Consider the following 16,800-nt stretch of genomic DNA (forward strand, 5'->3'; position numbering starts at 1 on the left):
TATTGTTTTGCTATCAGACTTCAAGCAAAAAAATAGCTGTTGTCTTCCTTTATCAGTTAGAATAGGTATATCACTGAAAAATCCTTTTTCAGGGCAGCTGTTGAAGAACAGCTGCCGGGAACCTTTACTTCCTTTGATGGACTTGTCATTAAAATAATTATTACAGGAGGAAGAAAATGACAACACTCATCACAGTTTTAGTGGTTCTGGCGTTTCTTGGCGTCGTTTACGGCTTTTACCGGATGCAGGCAAAGCATATGAAATTTTCAACACGTGTTTTTGCAGCGTTAGGTGTAGGAATCGTATTAGGTGCAATTATTCAGGTAGCGTTCGGTACACAAAGTAAAATCACCAGTCAGGCGATGGAATGGATTGGCATTATCGGAAACGGCTATGTGGCATTGCTTCAAATGCTTGTCATGCCGCTAGTATTTGTTTCTATTGTAGGAGCATTTACAAAAATGAAGGAGTCAAACAAGCTTGGAAAAATCAGCTTTAATGTTTTGGCAACTTTACTGGGAACAACAGCAGCTGCTGCACTTATTGGATACGGCAGTACAGTTTTATTTGGATTACAAGGTGCCCAGTTTACGCAAGGAACTGCAGAAACAGCGCGGATAGCTGAGCTGGCAACAAGACAGGAAACCATTGAAAATCTTTCAATTCCTGAGCAGATTTTGTCCTTTATTCCCAGAAACGTTTTTGCAGATTTAGCAGGGACTCGTGCGACGAGTACTATTGGCGTGGTAATCTTTGCTGCTTTCGTAGGAATTGCCTTTCTTGGAGTGAAACGCAAAGCACCGAAGGAAGCTCAATTCTTTGCAGATTTAATTGATAGTCTATATAAAATTGTTATGAGAATTGTTACACTGGTTTTACGCTTAACGCCGTATGGTGTATTGGCACTCATGACTAGTGTTGTCGCTACAAGTGATTTTGAAGCAATTTTGAATTTGGGCAAGTTTGTACTTGCTTCATATACAGCTCTAATTATTGTCCTGTTACTTCATCTGTTGATTCTTACTGCGATTCGAATCAATCCGTTAAACTATCTGAAAAAGGCATTTCCAGTTTTGAGTTTTGCCTTCACTTCAAGATCTAGTGCGGGTGCACTGCCTTTGAATATTGAAACACAGACAAAGGCTTTAGGCGTGGATGAAACAACAGCGAATTTTGCAGCCAGCTTTGGATTGTCAATTGGACAAAATGGCTGTGCCGGGGTTTATCCGGCAATGCTGGCAACTATTGTGGCGCCCAGCGTAGGGATTGACGTTTTCAGTCTGGAGTTTGTTCTAATGCTGATTGCCGTTGTAACCATTAGTTCATTTGGGGTTGCAGGTGTCGGCGGCGGTGCTACCTTTGCATCTCTAATCGTTTTAGGTGCAATGAATTTACCGGTAGCAATCGTTGGCTTAGTAATTTCAGTTGAACCGCTGATTGATATGGCAAGAACAGCAGTTAATGTTAGTGACAGTATGGTAGCCGGCATGGTAGCCAGCTCACGAATTGATCAGCTGGACCGTTCTGTAATTTCAGACGATGAACTAGTAGTCGAAGCTAAATAATAAAGAACCATGACTGGAGAAAACAGGAATCCAGTCGTGGTTCTTTTTTATTTTTTGATAGTAGTTGGCGAGCTGGAGACTCAGTGCCATTCGAGTGTCATGCCAACACCTACTTCACCAATAGGAATTTCCTGATGAATAGCAGCCTTAGCATTGAATGATACGCAATGACAAGGATAGAGCTCAGTAATTTGGTTTTCTTTGAAATAGGCAATCGTTTTATCCAGCTGCTCATTTTCTTCAAATAAATGGAAGCCCCCAATTACACCAGCAATTTTTGTTACTCCTGTCGCCAATTTTGCATATTCACAGATATTACAAATGCCGCTATGGGAACAGCCGGTGATGATATAGAGACCGCTGCTGCCTTTATAAACAATGGCAGAATCGTCTATTACGTAGTCTGCCGTGTATTCTTCAGAGCATCTGGTTTCACCTACTTGCTGCCGCGGCTCGAAGTCAACAAGCTGAGGAATTTCTCCTAGGAAAAGGAGATTATCTGAGAGAGGCAGAGGCTCTTTAGCTAACGTGAGCGGGTAGTTTCTTTGCAGATCATCTACAGTCAGTGGTGAACCAATTACCCCTTCTTCAGCTCTTTTTGGAAAAAAGGCTAACGGATGAGCAACGATTTCCGGTTTAGTCTCTGTAAATAATAAGTCAATGTAGCTCAGACCGCCAGTATGATCATTATGACCATGAGAAAGAACCAGTTTTTGAGTTGAAGCTAAATCAACTGCTAGCTTTGCAGCATTTTTATAAAAAATATCGCTGTAGCCAGTATCAAAAAGGATGGCTGTTTCGTTATCTTCTAAAAAAAAGGACAGAGCAGGCTCTCCGTAATAATAGTGGTCAATATAGACGTTGTTGTCGACAAGGACGGTTAATTTCATTGGCTGCCTCCTTTAAAACAAATGTGTATTTTTTTAGCATAACATAAGTTAGAATGTTAAGGGAAGGTTAAAAAGAGAATTTAGGAGGAATTAGTGAGATGTTCTCAGATCAAGTAAAGATTATGTTGTATGTAAATAATGTAGAGGAGTCAAGCAGGTTTTGGCAAAGTATCGGCTTTGTGGAATTAGAAAGGGATGCAGTGGACGGCACGCTGGTAGTAGAAATCGCTCCAAAGAATTCCTCAAGTGCTAAAATCGTTTTATATGAGCTGGCTTTTATTCAAAAGCATTCACCTGAAGTTGCAGGCAACACGCCTTCGTTGATGTTTTTCAGTGAAGGGATTGAGGAGCTGTATAAAGATATGAAGGACAAACATGTAACTGTGGGAGAGCTGGTTCAGCTTCCCGGAGGAGAGCTTGTCTTTAATTTTTCAGATAATGATGGAAATTATTTTGCCGTTTCCGGTCAATAAAGAAATCGCTGCTCCCTTCAGTTAGACTTAAAAATCTAACTGAGGGTTTTTTAATAAGTCACTCCAAGAATAAATTTGGAAAATGTGACGCTGAAGCCTACTTGCTAGAGAAAGGAAACTATGCAAATTTGCCTTGTTTCTTTAATACTCCAGCTGCTTTTTTGTATCAAGAATGACACTAAGTATTTCAATGTTCCTCATTTTCTTAAAAACTTCTTGTGTAGAAAGCTACAAGCATAAAGCTGGCGCTTTGGTTTTTTCCTTTTATATACTGATAAGGTATGATTTAGAAAAGGAGAATTATCATGGACTATCAAGTGCTTCTATATTACAAATATGTACAAATTGACAATCTGGAGCAGTTCGCTAAAGAACATCTGGCTTTATGCAAAGAGCTGAACTTAAAAGGCAGGATTCTAGTGGCAGAAGAAGGAATCAATGGGACACTGTCTGGTACAACGAATGAAACGAATCGCTACATGACGGTTATGCTGGCAGATAAACGTTTTAAGGATACGTTTTTTAAGATAAATGAAGCGGAAGAGCATGCATTTAAGAAAATGTTTGTTCGTCCCAGAAAAGAGCTAGTTGCTCTGAATTTGGAGGACGATATCAATCCGTTGCAGCTAACAGGCGATTACCTTGAACCAAAGGAGTTCCGGGAAGCACTAATTGATGAAAATACGATTGTGCTGGATGCACGAAATGATTATGAGTATGATTTGGGACACTTTAGAGGAGCAGTACGTCCAGATATTCGCAACTTTAGAGAGCTGCCGAAGTGGATTCGGGACAACAAAGAACAGCTGATGGATAAAAAAATTGTCACTTATTGTACCGGTGGTATCCGGTGTGAGAAATTTTCCGGCTGGCTGCTTCGCGAAGGCTTTGACGATGTCGCGCAGCTTCATGGAGGAATTGCAAATTATGGGATGAACCCGGAAACCAAGGGGGAATTTTGGGACGGTAAAATGTATGTGTTTGATGAACGCATCAGTGTAGAGATTAATCAAGTGGATAAGCAAATTATCGGAAGAGACTGGTTTGACGGAACCCCTTGTGAACGTTATATTAACTGTGCCAATCCTTACTGCAACAGACAAATTTTAAGCTCAGAAGAAAATGAGGAAAAACATCTTGGCGGCTGTTGTGACGAATGCAGTAAACATCCAGCCAACCGCTATGTAAAAGAACATGGATTCAGTGAAGAACAAGTAGCTGATTTTCTGACTGCTGGAATAAACTAGCTTTATATGGAGAAAATCAAACGGCTTTTCCGAGCTCTTCTATTAACCAATCAAAGCATTTTTTTGTTTCTCTAAAAAGAAAAACTAGTAGATGAGTATGGAAATGGAAAATCTGCTGTTGAAATAGGTTGATAAAACCAATAACTGAATAAAATCATAGAACTTGAAACAAACAGCGAAAACTGGCTGGTTTTGTTTCAGGTTTTTTTATTCGAAGTATAGAGCAGGCAGGAGGTTGTGACAAAAGTGCTCAGCTCCGATAATCAAGTAGGTACTGTTTAACATCAGCTTGTCCCTCACTGTGTTTCACAGCAATAAGAAGAATAATCCGAAAATTGTCAAGAAACACTACGAGGGAACCGAGTGGCTGTTGATTGATACCTACCTGGAGCTTCTCATATTTTTGAGATTATTCGGCTTATTTCCGAGAAAGCTGCTTTTGGAATACCATTTATTCGGTTTTAGGGATGTCAAAAGTCTGGAATTTTGTTTATGTCCCAGACTCTATTTTATTCTATAAAAAAACTCGAAAAGCTGATTTTTCAGTCTAGCTCTTCGAGGTTGATAGGATTATCTGTGCCAGTTTTTTATTATCTTATAAAGTATGCAGAATATCGATATACTTTTGAATCAGCGGATTTTCAGCGGTGAAATCAGCTTTCTTATGGATATCTTTTAAGCTTGCCAGTAATTCTTCAACTGTTTTTTCTCCGGTTAAATCCTTCCAAATAGTTACTTTCGCTTCTCCGTTATTCACAATCTCCACGCCAGAAATAAAACCAAAGCCAGTTAGCAGGATAAAGAAGCGACCAGACTCAGTTCCGTAAATCTCCAGTTCTTTTGACCATAAAAGATAGCCGATAAATGATTTTTCACCAAGGGTAAAAGAGAATACTCTGGTGTCTTTATATGCTAAATTCGAAAATTCATTCATATAAAAGCTGCCCATTTCTGAGCTGATTTTTTCACTAAGCTGTGTATATGTCTCGTTTTTATCGTAATAAGCATGATAGGCGTCAATTAAGGCCTCTGTAATTTGTTGTTCTAATTTCGGATTAATTTGTGTGTTCACAATGAAGCTCCTTTACCGGTAACTCTTTTTTTAGTTACTCTTTTTCTATTATAGCATGGTACTGAAAGGATTAGGGAGATAGAAACCAATGCTTTTTAGATTTAGAGCTGCCTGGAAATTAGATAGTGAAAGGACTACAGAGCTGAAGAAAGTATCCTGTTTCATTATGAGAAAATGATGATGATTTTTCATTAAAGACTCATTTTTGTTATTGACTGACTATGAAAAATCGAGTATAGTTGTAAACAATAACATAGAGTAGTTGCTTTGAAAAGAAGAGTACAAATCAATAGGTTTCTAAGAGAGCTTCGGGTGGTGAAAAGAAGCAGACGGGTTGATTTGGAAGATGGCCTTTGAGCAGATGAACGTGAGTTTGAGGATAAGCGTTCGGCGGGAGTGCCCGATACAGCACAGCAGTATGAACTGGGAGTATTTCTATACAGTTATACTGGTTAAGGCTGTTTCTGTGAAGAGACAGTGAATAAAGGTGGTACCGCGGAGTTTAACTCCCGTCCTTTCGGAAACGAAGGATGGGAGTTTTTTTGTATTCGGTTTTGACTGCTGTAGTTTTTTACCGAAATACTTCGTAAAGGGCGGGTTGAGAAAGCGTGAGCTTGTTTGATAAACCTATCTAAAAAAGTATGAGCAGAGCAAAACAAGAATAAAATGAAAAAATACTGGAGGAATCAATGATGGAATTTGAAACGAAATGTCTACATGCTGGATATCAACCGGGAAATGGCGAACCAAGGGTAGTACCAATAGTACAAAGCACGACTTATACGTATAACTCAACAGAAGCAATCGGCAAGCTGTTTGATTTAGAGGAAGCAGGATATTTTTACACCAGAATTGGCAATCCGACAACAAATGCAGCTGAAGAAAAGATTGCTGCCTTGGAAGGAGGCGTGGCTGCATTGTGTACATCTTCTGGGCAGGCTGCTACTTTCTTTGCAATTCTGAATATTTTAGAGTCAGGAGATCACTTGATTTCTTCTTCCTATGTTTATGGCGGCACCTTTAATTTATTCGCTCATACGTTTAGAAAAATGGGGATTGAAGTTACGTTTATTGATCAGAGTGCTCCACTGGAAGAACTTAAAAAGGCAATTCAGCCAAATACCAAAGCAGTTTTTGCTGAGACTATCGCTAATCCGGCTATGCATGTACTGGATATTGAAAAATTTGCAGCGCTTGCCCATAGTGCTGATTTGCCATTCATTATTGATAATACATTTGCTACACCGTATTTCTGTCGTCCAATAGAATATGGGGCTGATATCGTTATCCACAGTACAACGAAATATCTTGACGGTCATGCGGTTCAGACGGGTGGGGTTATAGTTGACAGTGGAAAATTTAATTGGAATAATGGGAAATTTCCGCAGTTGAGTGAACCAGATGTAACTTACCATAATTTGGTTTATACCGAAACTTTCGGACCAGCAGCCTATATTACAAAGGCTAGGGTTCAGTTGATGAGAGACCTAGGAGCCACACCGTCGCCTCAAAATTCCTTTTTATTAAATCTGGGGATGGAAACTTTGGCAGTTAGAATGGACCGGCATTATGGAAATGCATTAGCTGTTGCAAAATTTTTGAAGGAACAGCCTAGTGTATCCTCTGTTACCTATCCAGGATTAGAAACCGATAAAAATTATGAGCTGGCACAAAAATATGTTCCAAATGGGTTATGCGGCGTCATTTCATTTGAAATTAGGGCAGGAAAAGAAGCTGCGGCTAAGTGGCTGGATGCACTTAAGCTTGTTTCCTTGGAGGTTCATGTGGCTGATATTCGAACCTGTGCGCTTCATCCAGCAACATCAACACACCGTCAGTTATCAGATGAAGAGCTGACGGCTGCCGGTATCTCAGCCGGACTAGTTCGGATTTCCTGCGGCATTGAAAATGTTAATGATATTTTGGCTGATTTAAAACAAGCTTTTGAGCAGTTGGAGGCTTAAGGAATGCCGATTAAACTGATTGAAAATTTTCCAGCTAAGCAAGTATTAGAAACGGAGAATATTTTTGCTATTGATAATGAGCGGGCCGCTGCTCAAGATATTCGTCCATTAAAGCTGTTGATTTTAAATCTGATGCCAAACAAAATTGATACAGAAATTCAGCTGCTGCGCTTAATAAGCCAGAGTCCGCTGCAAATTGATGTAGATTTTTTAAAGATTTCTTCCCATGTTCATAAAAATACTAGTATAGATCATTTGGCTAAATTTTACCTTTCTTTTGAGGAAATTAAGAGCAGTACGTACGATGGAATGATTATTACAGGAGCACCTGTAGAAAAGCTGCCTTTTGAAGAGGTGAATTACTGGCAGGAGCTGGTTCAGATTATGGATTGGAGCCAAACAAATGTGACCTCGGTTATTCATATTTGCTGGGGAGCACAGGCGGGGCTGTATCATCATTATCAGGTCTCTAAAACCAGCTATGACAGAAAACTCTTTGGCATTTACAGTCAGGAAATGAAGCATAGTCATCGGCTGTTCAGAGGGTTTGACGATTGTTTTAATGCCCCGCAGTCAAGATACACAGGGATTAATGAAGCTCAAATAGACAGCAGCCGCTTAAAAGTTATTGCTGAAAATCAGGATATTGGCGCAACGGTCTTGGTTTCTACTGATGACCATGATATTTTCTTGCTGGGTCATTTTGAATACGATACAAATTCATTGCAGCAGGAATATCTGCGGGATCAGGAGAAAGGGCTGGATACGGCGCTGCCACACAATTATTTTACCGATGATTGTGTGGACCAGAGGGTGGTCAATACTTGGCGAGGACATGCACACCTGTTGTATCATAATTGGCTGAATGATGTCTATCAGCTAACTCCTTATAAGCTGGAAGCAATAATCGATGAACAGCAAAAACGTTTGAACAGTCGTAAGAAGAGAGACTAGAGGGGGTTGAAAAGTAGAGAGGCATCCGATTTTTCAGGGATTATTGTGGAAAACAAGCAAAACCACAAGCTAGCTCATTTCAGAGTAGTCATTCTTAATACTATTGATTGAAAAATGACGTTTACTTTCGTACGCATACCATTCTGTCAGCAAGTCTTTAGGCAAACAGAACTGGCAATGTGGCGCATAAGCGAAAATTTCTGCCGACGAGACAAGTTTCGTAACCATCTCGGAAATATTCGCCGCTAGGGTTTCAGATACGCTCTAAAATTAGGAAATGATTCTGTTGAGCAGATTCATAAGCGGAGGTCGGTCATAATAGAAAAAATGCTATCGATGCCTGGTTGAGTGATGAAGAATTTGCTGAAGAGTATATAAAGAATAAAATGCAAAACTTATAAGTAAAGTTGTCTAAATGAAAGTCGATAAAAATGTTTTCGCCAATTAAATTGAATAGACATACAAAATGGACGTGTGAGAACAGTAGAAATACTGGATTCTTATATGTCCATTTTTCGTACGCTCTTATTAAACAAAAACTGCTTCAACGTATACACGCTTTCTGACTGAATCTCATGAACTTTAAGAAGACATGAAAAATCTGATGGTTAATTGTATTTCCTATATGGTAAGATAAATATACAAATAGTGTTTTTCATTTGTATAACAACAAGGGAGTGATTACTTAATGAGCAATTTGAATGTATCAGGTTCTATTGCTGGAACAGTTTCGTCAAGATTTAGCCAAGCAGCTAGTGCCTTAAATAGTATGTCACAGCCAGGACCAGCTGCTAATAGAACAAATGTCTCCGGTCAGAGCAGCGCACAAAACGTTATAAGCCGGATGAGCGGTGTTGGTGGACAGATTTCAAATGCATTAACCAGGGATGGAAACAACATTCATTCCGTTGCGAGTGAGTTTGCTGCTATTGACCAGCAGCTAGGTAAAGGATTTAACGGCTTAAGCATTCTTGCGGGACCAGGGAGAAGGTGAGAGATTGACCATGAATGAAGGTCAAATTAATCGACAGCTTTCTCGGGTTTCGGAGGATCAGGAACTAAATCGGAAGCAGCGGTGGCAGCTGGAGGAACTGGAAGAGGACTGCCAGCGTTTATCAAGCCAACACCAGGAATATCTTGCTGATGTTCTTCAGTTTAATGAAGAGGAAGATATACGGCAGTATTTTAGTTTGGAAGAGGATGAAGTAACCGCTGCTCATAAAAAGAATTTCTTTGAACTGGAGGAGCAGAAAGAAGTGCTTTATAAGGAATCAAAGCAGCTGCTCGTTACTGAAGAGGAATTACTTCAGGCGAGAAAAGATCAATTGTTCGAGAATACGAAGGAAAAGGAGAAGGTAGATGGGACTTAGTTTTTTTGTTGGTGAAATTCAGGAACAAACCAATGTCGCCGTGACCCTTGCAAACGAATATATTCAGGATGCCGGTCTGCTAAAAGATGCGATGAATGCCTATTTAAATGCACCCTTGTCCGGCAAAACCTATGATTCTGCAAGACGTTATTTTATGGCTGTCTATCCCCCACTTTCTAATGCCTTAATCCTTGCAGCTGAGTCATTAAGTGAAGCCCACCAAAAATACCCGGCAAAGTTTCAGGAAATAGTCGGTGGCGGGGATATCGAAGAAGACCGGTTGCGTGATCAGATCCAACAAGGACAGAGCTTATTGCGCTCGTATGCAAATGTAATGGATAAGCTGGAGGAACAGAACGTACACCTAGAACGGTGCTATATGAGTGTTCAGGGAAGCATTGCTAAACTAGAAGAACGACTGCAGAAGTTGTATACTTTTGATAGTGTATCTGCCGGTATATTTTCTGAAGCAGAGGCAAACATTGAAAACCTGGAGCGAGCGATTGCAGAGTTGAACAAAGGCGGTGCCTGGAATCCAGCTTCAGGAACTTTTGATGTGACCAGACTTGATATGACCTGGGTAAAACCGATTCAAGAGAAGTGGCAAGAGCGGGAACAGGCGATTCAAGAAAAACTGATGAAGAATTTGCTGGACTACGAATTACGACCCACGCAAGGACCCAACGGGACAGTGATTTATGAGGTCTATGTAAATGGAGAATTAGATCCGGAAGCAACGCTACAATACAAAACGTATCTTGCCTTGAAGAAGCGGCAAGAACTGTTGGAAAATCCATTAACCACTGAAGAAAAGTTGTTATTAGCAACTCTTTTTGTCGGCGTAGCGTTTGCAATAGGTGGGTCAATAGTGACAATCACTGGCGTAAAAGGTATGCTTGATGGAATGCCGGTTATAGCAACAAATGCAGGAGGTACTGCTATTCTGGCGCAAACCCTGACAGTGAACAAAGAAGCCTTACTAAAAACAGTAGAAGGTTTTGTGATTACTAGCGGTGGTGTTGTTACGATTATGGCGAGCGGAAAAGGTCAAGGTAGTACTTCTGGAAAATTTGACCAAGCTATTGCACGCCAGACTGGAAAAAATTATAAATTAAGTGAAGGTACGTATAATAATCATATACTTCATGAACATTCAAATAACTCATTGAATACAACGAAATCTAAATTCAATTCAAATATAGATATAAAAAAGACAATTGATGACGTTTTAAAGAATAGTCAGTCAGTTGTTAAGCCAAATACTTCTGGAAGATCAGGTTATATTTTTGAATTAAAGTACAATCATATAGTCGGTACAGATATTTATGGCAGAACACTAAACAAAGTGAAAGTAGTTATAAATAACTTTGGAGATGTTATTACAGCATACCCAATAAAATAAGGATGATTAACGTGAGTATAGCATTTTTAAAACAAGATAAAGATGGTAAATTATGTTTTCAATCAGATTTTTCAATACTGGATGAAAACTTTTTAGAGTTAGTTTATCAAAACAGATACCTTTTTGATGATAAGATTCAAGAACTGTTCGATTTGGATCCATATGGAGATACTGTGCTAAGTGTATCAAAGCAAAAAACATTATTATCGGTTTTTCAAGAAATCAAGAAAAAACAAAGTTTATTGAATTACAAAGATGATGATGATCCTGGCTTAGATAAAACAATTCAGTTTTTAAATGACACAATTAAAAATAGTAATATTGTCGTTGCTAATGGAGATTAGACTTGCGAGAAATGGTTATACAAAAAATAAACTTCATTGTTTATATCATCATAGATATCATTTGGTTAGTCAAAGGTTAAAACGGGCGAGTCCATGTGTTAGAAGCTAATGGTGAAATCGTAACTACCATGAATAATGTAACTAAGAGCAATCTTCAAATGAGATTACAGGGTAATAGGTGGTCAAAATTGACATTAGAACAGATAAATAAATTCAAAACAGATTTCAGTAACTATGTAAATTGGGACTAAAGGAGATAGCAAATATAGATAATGATTTGATGTATGAAAAATATATAGTCAGCATAGAAGATGTCGCTTTAGATGTCAGTCAGACGGACTATTGGCGTAAAAAAATATTCGCAAGTGATTATGACCAAAGAATTTTGATAAGCAAATTTAATATAGACGAAATTCCTGATTACATTAAACCAATATTTATTGAAGAAGGGCTCACATTCCTAGTATCAAAAGTTAAAGAAAGTCCAGAATCAGACTCCTTTGATGAAGGAAGTATCATTTTTAAATTTGAGGCAGTTCCCTTTCCAGATATTGTGAGGTATACGGGAAACTAGCATAGATTAATTAAATTATTTAGTTGGCAACATTATGCCGATTGCGAAAAAAAAGAAAATGATTCTCTTATTATAATAAGAAGTGCTTTGAGACCCTATTTTGAATGACACGATTAAAATCGATAGAATTGTAGTTGCTACTAGAGATCAGTTATGATAAGGAGAAAATGATGTATAAAGACACAAATAACGAGATAGTATGCCCCTATTGCAACTATAATGGCATAGTAGAAAAATTCAAATCTAAAATGAACAATGAAATAATTTACAGGTGTGATGAATGCTTTGGTATTTATGAGTCTCTAGTTGATTTGGAGTATACGGTCAAAGTAGAGGTAGGCTCAGGTTATGCAGCTATGATAGGCGTTGATGTTGATAACTTTGAACGTGATACAATTAAAATAGGCAGATTGACAACAAAAGATTTAGAGAAATACAGAGTCAATTATAAGGAACTCCCCCCTTTAAAAGAAATTGATTATTACGCTAAAGGTTACATTAATGGGCGATTGATAATAAAGTAAGGAGGAAAACAGTGCAGTCAAATGAAGCATGGAAAAAAGAAATAGGTGAACTTGAAAACTTTGAAAATTCACAAGCATTAAAATTTACCTTAGATGAACTGAACAGCTTTTTTAATAAACGTTTAGTTGATGTATATGGATGCTTAATATTTTCAAACAGAGAATTTAGTATGTCACAGGAAAATTTTGAAGCTCATTTAAAAAATTTTCTTGATCGAACGGGGTATGAAGCTTCTGCAAATGAAATTCGAATGATTGATTTTTTTGAACAGTCGCTAACTATTCAAGAACAAGTGCAGCTTGCGAGGATATTTGTTCAAAATATTAACGCTCGCTTGCAGTTATTAACCTCCAAAAGGATTATTTATATATTTGGAATTAATGATAATATACTAACAACCAGATTTCACCAAGAGTGGGAGGGTGAGAGTAGTTGGTTAGGCGAGTTAGAAGGTTTTTCAAGCCCCGTTGCTGTCTTTTCAAGTGATGAATTAACAGAAACTTTTTTCAAAGTTACTAGTGAGTAAATGCAAAGCGATCCTATTTAGGAGGTCCCAGTTATGCGAAGTGCTGAATTACTGAGTGCTCTTTCAATCGATCTCGATTATTTAGATATTCAAAAAATCGGTGTAGAAGTCGATGGAGATATATTGCCGATTTGGAAGGTAGAAAAAGAAAAGGACGTTCTTACTGTAATAGGAAATGTTCCAGGGAATTTGACTGTAAAAGAGTGCTAGTATCATTAATGTTAAGTAAGCAGCTGAAGCTACGCAAAAAAGGTGACGGACAATCTGAAAACATATATGGGTACAAGATAAAAGATGAGCTCGAATAACAGAAAAGAGAATGTTTTCAGCGGCATTCCGAAAAGATGGATGTGTGTTTCCAACAAGCGTATTATATAGAGTAAGGTAAATAGAGGATGGTATGTTCATTATGTGAGCATATTCTCTTCTATTTCTTCATTTAGGAATCTTTCTCTTTACTGATTTTATTTTGTCCAATATATGAATGTCATATCATAGAAATAAGAGTGGATATTTCCTTTCAAAAAAATGATTAATGGTATCTCATTGAATAGCACGGAACTCACCATTGCTTTAGACGGAGAGCTACTGTGAGCCGTTTTAAAAATATCAAAAAAATAGTGGAAATCAAAAGAGATTCCTGTGTTCAGAACAACGTGAAGTATTTAGAAATTCCTTGGAAAAGGAGATAACAGATGGGACTTATTTTTTTGTTGGTGAAATTCAGGAACAAACCAATGTCGCGGTAACCATGACAAACGATACTTTAAGGAGTGATTAAATGTATAAAAATGAATTTAACGATATAATGTGTCCCTTTTGTGGTGAATATGGCTTGATAGAAGTGTTTCGCTCAAAAATGAACAATGAACCTATTTATCGTTGCTATGAATGTCTGGGTATTTATGAATCTTTGGCTGATTTAGAATATACTATACAGGCAGAAGAAGGCTCAGGTTATGCCAAAATGATAGGTGTTGATGTTAAAAACTTTGAACGTGATACAATTAAAATAGGTAGACTGACAACAAAAGACTTAGAATCTTATGTAATCGAATATAAGGAATACACTAATTTAAAAGATATTAATTATTTTGCAAAAGGATACTTTGATGGAAAGCTAATAATAAAAGGTGGAGCCAGAGAATAAGGAAATTAGGGAAGTATTTTCATGTCCATGTGGCATGAATCAGAAGAAGAATGAAAGCATTATAGGGGGGCAACGTTATGCGTAGTGCGGAGCTGCTAATATCGAGTCTGGATATGGCTAAAAGCAAAATAGGGGTGAGCAAATGCGAATATATGTTGAAACGAACGGAAAGAAAACGTCTTGGGGATATCGTGAACTAGCTGAAGTCATGTGGTTTAAAGAAAAGAATGGAAAAGAGTTAGAAATATCTCACGTTGGAAACGATGAAACACTGAGAAATAGTTTCTATTTGAGTTTATCATTAGATAAGTGGCTAAACGATGAAAGATGGAAAAAAGAAAAATCACCACTTCAGTTTCAAGATATTGAGTTAAATTATCATAAAGAGAAAAAGATTATTGAAATTGTCTCAAAGCATGTAAAAATACTTACAGTAGATGAACGTGCTATGTATATTCTGACAATAGAACTAGCAAAAGATTTAGGCGGAAGAATAAGCGAAAATGGTTCGGAAAATTGGCAATCAGTAGCAGAATTTGAAAAAAATCATAAAGATATACTGAGCTTAACCTATGATAAAGCTAATGATTTAAGTTTAAAAGAAGCAGTAACAATGGTAGCAGAAGAGGAACCCTGGGAGTATGATGAAGATTTTGAGGTCGAGGATGAATAATCGTACTTATGCGTTTACCGAATGTTTAAATATCCTATGCAAACCAGAAGATGAATAAATAAAATTTTGGAGGTCAGCGTTATGTGAAACGTTGATTTGCTGGGTGCTCTTTCAATTGATATAGAGTATTTAGATAGTAAAAAAATTGGTGTAAAAGTAGAGGGGAACATTTTGCCAATCTTGAAGACAGAAAAAGAAGCAGTTGTTCAAATCAAAAAACTAGAATAAATTTTTTGGATGCTGTGTCAAGTTGTGTTGGCAAGGGAAAAACTGAATAAATTGGAAAGCTTGGAATAAAGATCAGAGATTTTCTGGTTTTGTACTGAGCTTTTTTATTACCAAAAGAGGATTTTACCAATCCTGCTGATATTGTTATTTTCATGAGCAGTCGACTTCAATTTAATATTTGAAATGAGTAGCTGCCTATTCAATCAATCACTGCTTGTTTACGATTCGATTAGAATTTTTCAGGTAAGTGGAGCTGGCTCAGTCAGTATTATTTTATGTCTGTTATTTCACCGTCTCATTTTTTCGATAGTGTGATTATTTGAACTTTTTATTGCTTGAAGATAGTATTTGTGCCAAACTGAATGAAAGAGGTGATTGCATTGGAAAAGTTATTTATCAGCCCATCTAAATATGTGCAGGGGAAAGGCTGTTTAAAAGACAGTAGTAAATATATAGAAGAATTGGGGAATCGGGTTCTCATACTAACAGATGAGTTCGTCTGGGGAATGATTGGTGAAGGCTATAAGAACTACTTGACTGAAGGCGGATTGTTGGTTGGAACGGCTGTTTTTTCTGGCGAGGTTTCAGAGGAGAATATTCAGGAGCTTTTGAAAGGGATAGCAGATAAAGAGATTGAGGTTGTAATTGCACTGGGCGGCGGTAAGGTTATCGATTTGGGTAAGGCTGTGGCGGCAAAACAAAATCTAAAGATGGTTGTACTGCCGACAACAGCTTCTACCGATGCTCCAACGTCTTCAATATCAGTGTTGTATGAAGAGGACGGCCGCTTTAAAGAGTATCAATTCTACCGAAAAAATCCTGACTTAGTTATTGTAGATACGGAAGTCATTGTCAATGCTCCGGCTCGACTGCTGGCAGCTGGGATTGCAGATGGACTTTCAACAGCGGTAGAAGCAAGAGCTGTTAAAAAGAAGCACGGAGAAAATGTTTTAGGGAAAAAACCGACGCTGACGGCGCTGGCAATTGCTGAGAAATGTGAAGAAGTTCTTTTCACCTACGGTTTGCAGGCATATGAAGACAATAAGAACAAACAAGTAACAGAAGCTTTTGAGGCAGTTGTCGAAGCGAATACGTTGATGAGTGGATTGGGATTCGAGAGCGGCGGACTAGCAGCGGCTCATGCGCTGCATAATGGCTTTTCTGCTATTCAGGGCAAAGTCAATCAGCTGATGCATGGAGAAAAGATTGCATATACGACATTAGTTCAGTTGGTTCTTGAGAAGCAGCCGGAGGAAGTACTTAAACGCTATCTAGTATTTTTCCGGCAATTGAATCTGCCAACTACTTGTGAGGCACTGGGGCTAGATGTTCAGAATGAAAAAGAGCTTTCAAAAATAGCGGAGCAATCTCTTTCAATCGGAGACAGCTTACGGCAAATGCCATTTACATTGACTAAAGAAGATATTGTACAGGGGATTCGCCAATTGGATGCTTTTGTTCGCAGTTGTTCAGTTTAAAAAAATAAGTCGGGCTTATTGAAAATAGAGGTATCCCGAATTATACAGTTTGGATTTTTTCTAAGGGAGTGGGACATAATCCACTCTCAAAAAGAAAACAAGCTCGATTTTGATGACGAATGTCAAAATCGGGCTTGTTTTTTCTTCTTCCCTTCTCTTTCTCTCCATATATTTTCCTAATTTTCTTAGATTTAGTGCCATGAGAGCCAAACCAACATCAATCTTCGCTCCTTGTTTTCCACGTAAATGGAAACGATGGAACGCCAAATGAGCCTTTAGATGCCCAAACACTGGTTCTACATCGATTTTCCGTTGTCGATAAATCGAACCTGTTTTTTCATCTGAAAGCTTCTTCTTGCATTCTG

The 16,800-nt window shown here is 38.1% G+C and carries 20 protein-coding genes and 1 other annotated feature; of the genes, 16 read left to right on the forward strand and 4 right to left on the reverse strand.

The window, feature by feature from the left end; translation table 11 throughout:
* Positions 1-176 precede the first annotated feature (176 nt).
* The gene (locus tag ACPWSO_RS11485) at positions 177-1,565 is read left to right on the forward strand and encodes an L-cystine transporter (RefSeq protein WP_426083452.1); all 1,389 of its coding nucleotides are present in this window, start codon (positions 177-179) and stop codon (positions 1,563-1,565) included.
* An 80-nt stretch (positions 1,566-1,645) separates the two neighbouring features.
* On the opposite strand, the gene ACPWSO_RS11490 is transcribed toward ACPWSO_RS11485, so the two are convergent.
* Complete coding sequence (locus ACPWSO_RS11490; protein WP_426083454.1) at positions 1,646-2,455, reverse strand: MBL fold metallo-hydrolase; 810 nt, start codon at positions 2,453-2,455, stop codon at positions 1,646-1,648.
* A gap of 98 nt (positions 2,456-2,553) precedes the next feature.
* Here ACPWSO_RS11490 and ACPWSO_RS11495 point away from each other — a divergent pair, with 98 nt between their 5' ends.
* Positions 2,554-2,928, forward strand: a complete 375-nt coding sequence (locus ACPWSO_RS11495) for a VOC family protein (RefSeq protein ID WP_426083456.1) — start codon at positions 2,554-2,556, stop codon at positions 2,926-2,928.
* Positions 2,929-3,233: 305 nt separating this feature from the next.
* The gene (locus tag ACPWSO_RS11500; RefSeq protein ID WP_426083458.1) at positions 3,234-4,175 is read left to right on the forward strand and encodes a rhodanese-related sulfurtransferase; all 942 of its coding nucleotides are present in this window, start codon (positions 3,234-3,236) and stop codon (positions 4,173-4,175) included.
* A gap of 595 nt (positions 4,176-4,770) precedes the next feature.
* Here the strand turns inward: ACPWSO_RS11500 and ACPWSO_RS11505 are convergent.
* Positions 4,771-5,247 (reverse strand): hypothetical protein, encoded by a 477-nt coding sequence (locus ACPWSO_RS11505; RefSeq protein WP_426083460.1) that lies wholly within the window; start codon positions 5,245-5,247, stop codon positions 4,771-4,773.
* 258 nt (positions 5,248-5,505) lie between these two features.
* Positions 5,506-5,767, forward strand: a binding site (T-box leader).
* A gap of 172 nt (positions 5,768-5,939) precedes the next feature.
* Here ACPWSO_RS11505 and ACPWSO_RS11510 point away from each other — a divergent pair.
* Both ACPWSO_RS11510 and ACPWSO_RS11515 read left to right on the forward strand, forming a co-directional pair.
* The gene (locus tag ACPWSO_RS11510; RefSeq protein ID WP_426083493.1) at positions 5,940-7,211 is read left to right on the forward strand and encodes an O-acetylhomoserine aminocarboxypropyltransferase/cysteine synthase family protein; all 1,272 of its coding nucleotides are present in this window, start codon (positions 5,940-5,942) and stop codon (positions 7,209-7,211) included.
* A 3-nt stretch (positions 7,212-7,214) separates the two neighbouring features.
* Positions 7,215-8,165, forward strand: coding sequence for a homoserine O-succinyltransferase (locus tag ACPWSO_RS11515; protein WP_426083462.1), 951 nt, complete (start codon positions 7,215-7,217; stop codon positions 8,163-8,165).
* A 69-nt stretch (positions 8,166-8,234) separates the two neighbouring features.
* Here ACPWSO_RS11515 and ACPWSO_RS11520 read toward each other — a convergent pair whose 3' ends face one another.
* Positions 8,235-8,393: a hypothetical protein gene (locus ACPWSO_RS11520; protein WP_426083464.1), complete on the reverse strand. Its 159-nt coding sequence runs from the start codon at positions 8,391-8,393 to the stop codon at positions 8,235-8,237.
* A 460-nt stretch (positions 8,394-8,853) separates the two neighbouring features.
* Between ACPWSO_RS11520 and ACPWSO_RS11525 the strand changes: the two genes are divergently transcribed.
* From ACPWSO_RS11525 to ACPWSO_RS11575, 11 genes are all read left to right on the forward strand, one after another.
* On the forward strand, positions 8,854-9,159 hold the full coding sequence (locus ACPWSO_RS11525) for a TIGR04197 family type VII secretion effector (protein ID WP_426083465.1): 306 nt from the start codon (positions 8,854-8,856) through the stop codon (positions 9,157-9,159).
* Positions 9,160-9,163: 4 nt separating this feature from the next.
* Entirely contained in the window at positions 9,164-9,535 is a 372-nt protein-coding gene (locus ACPWSO_RS11530) for a hypothetical protein (RefSeq protein WP_426083467.1), read from the forward strand.
* The gene (locus ACPWSO_RS11535) at positions 9,525-10,937 is read left to right on the forward strand and encodes a T7SS effector LXG polymorphic toxin (protein WP_426083469.1); all 1,413 of its coding nucleotides are present in this window, start codon (positions 9,525-9,527) and stop codon (positions 10,935-10,937) included. The genes ACPWSO_RS11530 and ACPWSO_RS11535 overlap by 11 nt, the downstream gene beginning before the upstream one ends.
* Before the next feature lie 11 nt (positions 10,938-10,948).
* The gene (locus ACPWSO_RS11540; protein WP_426083471.1) at positions 10,949-11,281 is read left to right on the forward strand and encodes a hypothetical protein; all 333 of its coding nucleotides are present in this window, start codon (positions 10,949-10,951) and stop codon (positions 11,279-11,281) included.
* Between the two features lie 280 nt (positions 11,282-11,561).
* Positions 11,562-11,855 carry a hypothetical protein gene (locus ACPWSO_RS11545; RefSeq protein WP_426083473.1) on the forward strand — a complete coding sequence of 98 codons (294 nt, stop codon included), beginning with the start codon at positions 11,562-11,564 and terminating at the stop codon, positions 11,853-11,855.
* A gap of 170 nt (positions 11,856-12,025) precedes the next feature.
* The gene (locus ACPWSO_RS11550; protein WP_426083475.1) at positions 12,026-12,379 is read left to right on the forward strand and encodes a hypothetical protein; all 354 of its coding nucleotides are present in this window, start codon (positions 12,026-12,028) and stop codon (positions 12,377-12,379) included.
* 11 nt (positions 12,380-12,390) lie between these two features.
* On the forward strand, positions 12,391-12,906 hold the full coding sequence (locus tag ACPWSO_RS11555; RefSeq protein WP_426083476.1) for a hypothetical protein: 516 nt from the start codon (positions 12,391-12,393) through the stop codon (positions 12,904-12,906).
* 33 nt (positions 12,907-12,939) lie between these two features.
* Entirely contained in the window at positions 12,940-13,116 is a 177-nt protein-coding gene (locus tag ACPWSO_RS11560) for a hypothetical protein (RefSeq protein WP_426083478.1), read from the forward strand.
* Positions 13,117-13,687: 571 nt separating this feature from the next.
* Positions 13,688-14,056: a hypothetical protein gene (locus ACPWSO_RS11565; RefSeq protein WP_426083480.1), complete on the forward strand. Its 369-nt coding sequence runs from the start codon at positions 13,688-13,690 to the stop codon at positions 14,054-14,056.
* A 142-nt stretch (positions 14,057-14,198) separates the two neighbouring features.
* On the forward strand, positions 14,199-14,729 hold the full coding sequence (locus tag ACPWSO_RS11570; protein WP_426083482.1) for a hypothetical protein: 531 nt from the start codon (positions 14,199-14,201) through the stop codon (positions 14,727-14,729).
* 608 nt (positions 14,730-15,337) lie between these two features.
* Positions 15,338-16,435 (forward strand): glycerol dehydrogenase, encoded by a 1,098-nt coding sequence (locus ACPWSO_RS11575; protein ID WP_426083483.1) that lies wholly within the window; start codon positions 15,338-15,340, stop codon positions 16,433-16,435.
* Between the two features lie 60 nt (positions 16,436-16,495).
* Here ACPWSO_RS11575 and ACPWSO_RS11580 read toward each other — a convergent pair.
* Positions 16,496-16,800 (reverse strand): transposase (locus tag ACPWSO_RS11580; RefSeq protein ID WP_426083485.1); only part of this gene is annotated, 305 nt, incomplete at its 5' end.

It is taken from the genome of Enterococcus sp. LJL51 (genome assembly GCF_049894025.1).
Taxonomy (GTDB): Bacteria; Bacillota; Bacilli; order Lactobacillales; family Enterococcaceae; genus Enterococcus_L.

Excerpts from the sequence above, each read along its gene's own strand:
- ACPWSO_RS11550 (WP_426083475.1), top strand. The coding sequence starts at position 12,026 with ATGTATAAAGACACAAATAACGAGATAGTATGCCCCTATTGCAACTAT.
- ACPWSO_RS11525 (WP_426083465.1), top strand. The coding sequence starts at position 8,854 with ATGAGCAATTTGAATGTATCAGGTTCTATTGCTGGAACAGTTTCGTCA.
- ACPWSO_RS11570 (WP_426083482.1), top strand. The coding sequence starts at position 14,199 with ATGCGAATATATGTTGAAACGAACGGAAAGAAAACGTCTTGGGGATAT.
- ACPWSO_RS11490 (WP_426083454.1), bottom strand. The coding sequence starts at position 2,455 with ATGAAATTAACCGTCCTTGTCGACAACAACGTCTATATTGACCACTAT.
- ACPWSO_RS11500 (WP_426083458.1), top strand. The coding sequence starts at position 3,234 with ATGGACTATCAAGTGCTTCTATATTACAAATATGTACAAATTGACAAT.
- ACPWSO_RS11560 (WP_426083478.1), top strand. The coding sequence starts at position 12,940 with ATGCGAAGTGCTGAATTACTGAGTGCTCTTTCAATCGATCTCGATTAT.
- ACPWSO_RS11485 (WP_426083452.1), top strand. The coding sequence starts at position 177 with ATGACAACACTCATCACAGTTTTAGTGGTTCTGGCGTTTCTTGGCGTC.
- ACPWSO_RS11520 (WP_426083464.1), bottom strand. The coding sequence starts at position 8,393 with ATGGTTACGAAACTTGTCTCGTCGGCAGAAATTTTCGCTTATGCGCCA.
- ACPWSO_RS11535 (WP_426083469.1), top strand. The coding sequence starts at position 9,525 with ATGGGACTTAGTTTTTTTGTTGGTGAAATTCAGGAACAAACCAATGTC.
- ACPWSO_RS11495 (WP_426083456.1), top strand. The coding sequence starts at position 2,554 with ATGTTCTCAGATCAAGTAAAGATTATGTTGTATGTAAATAATGTAGAG.
- ACPWSO_RS11545 (WP_426083473.1), top strand. The coding sequence starts at position 11,562 with ATGTATGAAAAATATATAGTCAGCATAGAAGATGTCGCTTTAGATGTC.
- ACPWSO_RS11510 (WP_426083493.1), top strand. The coding sequence starts at position 5,940 with ATGGAATTTGAAACGAAATGTCTACATGCTGGATATCAACCGGGAAAT.
- ACPWSO_RS11565 (WP_426083480.1), top strand. The coding sequence starts at position 13,688 with ATGTATAAAAATGAATTTAACGATATAATGTGTCCCTTTTGTGGTGAA.
- ACPWSO_RS11515 (WP_426083462.1), top strand. The coding sequence starts at position 7,215 with ATGCCGATTAAACTGATTGAAAATTTTCCAGCTAAGCAAGTATTAGAA.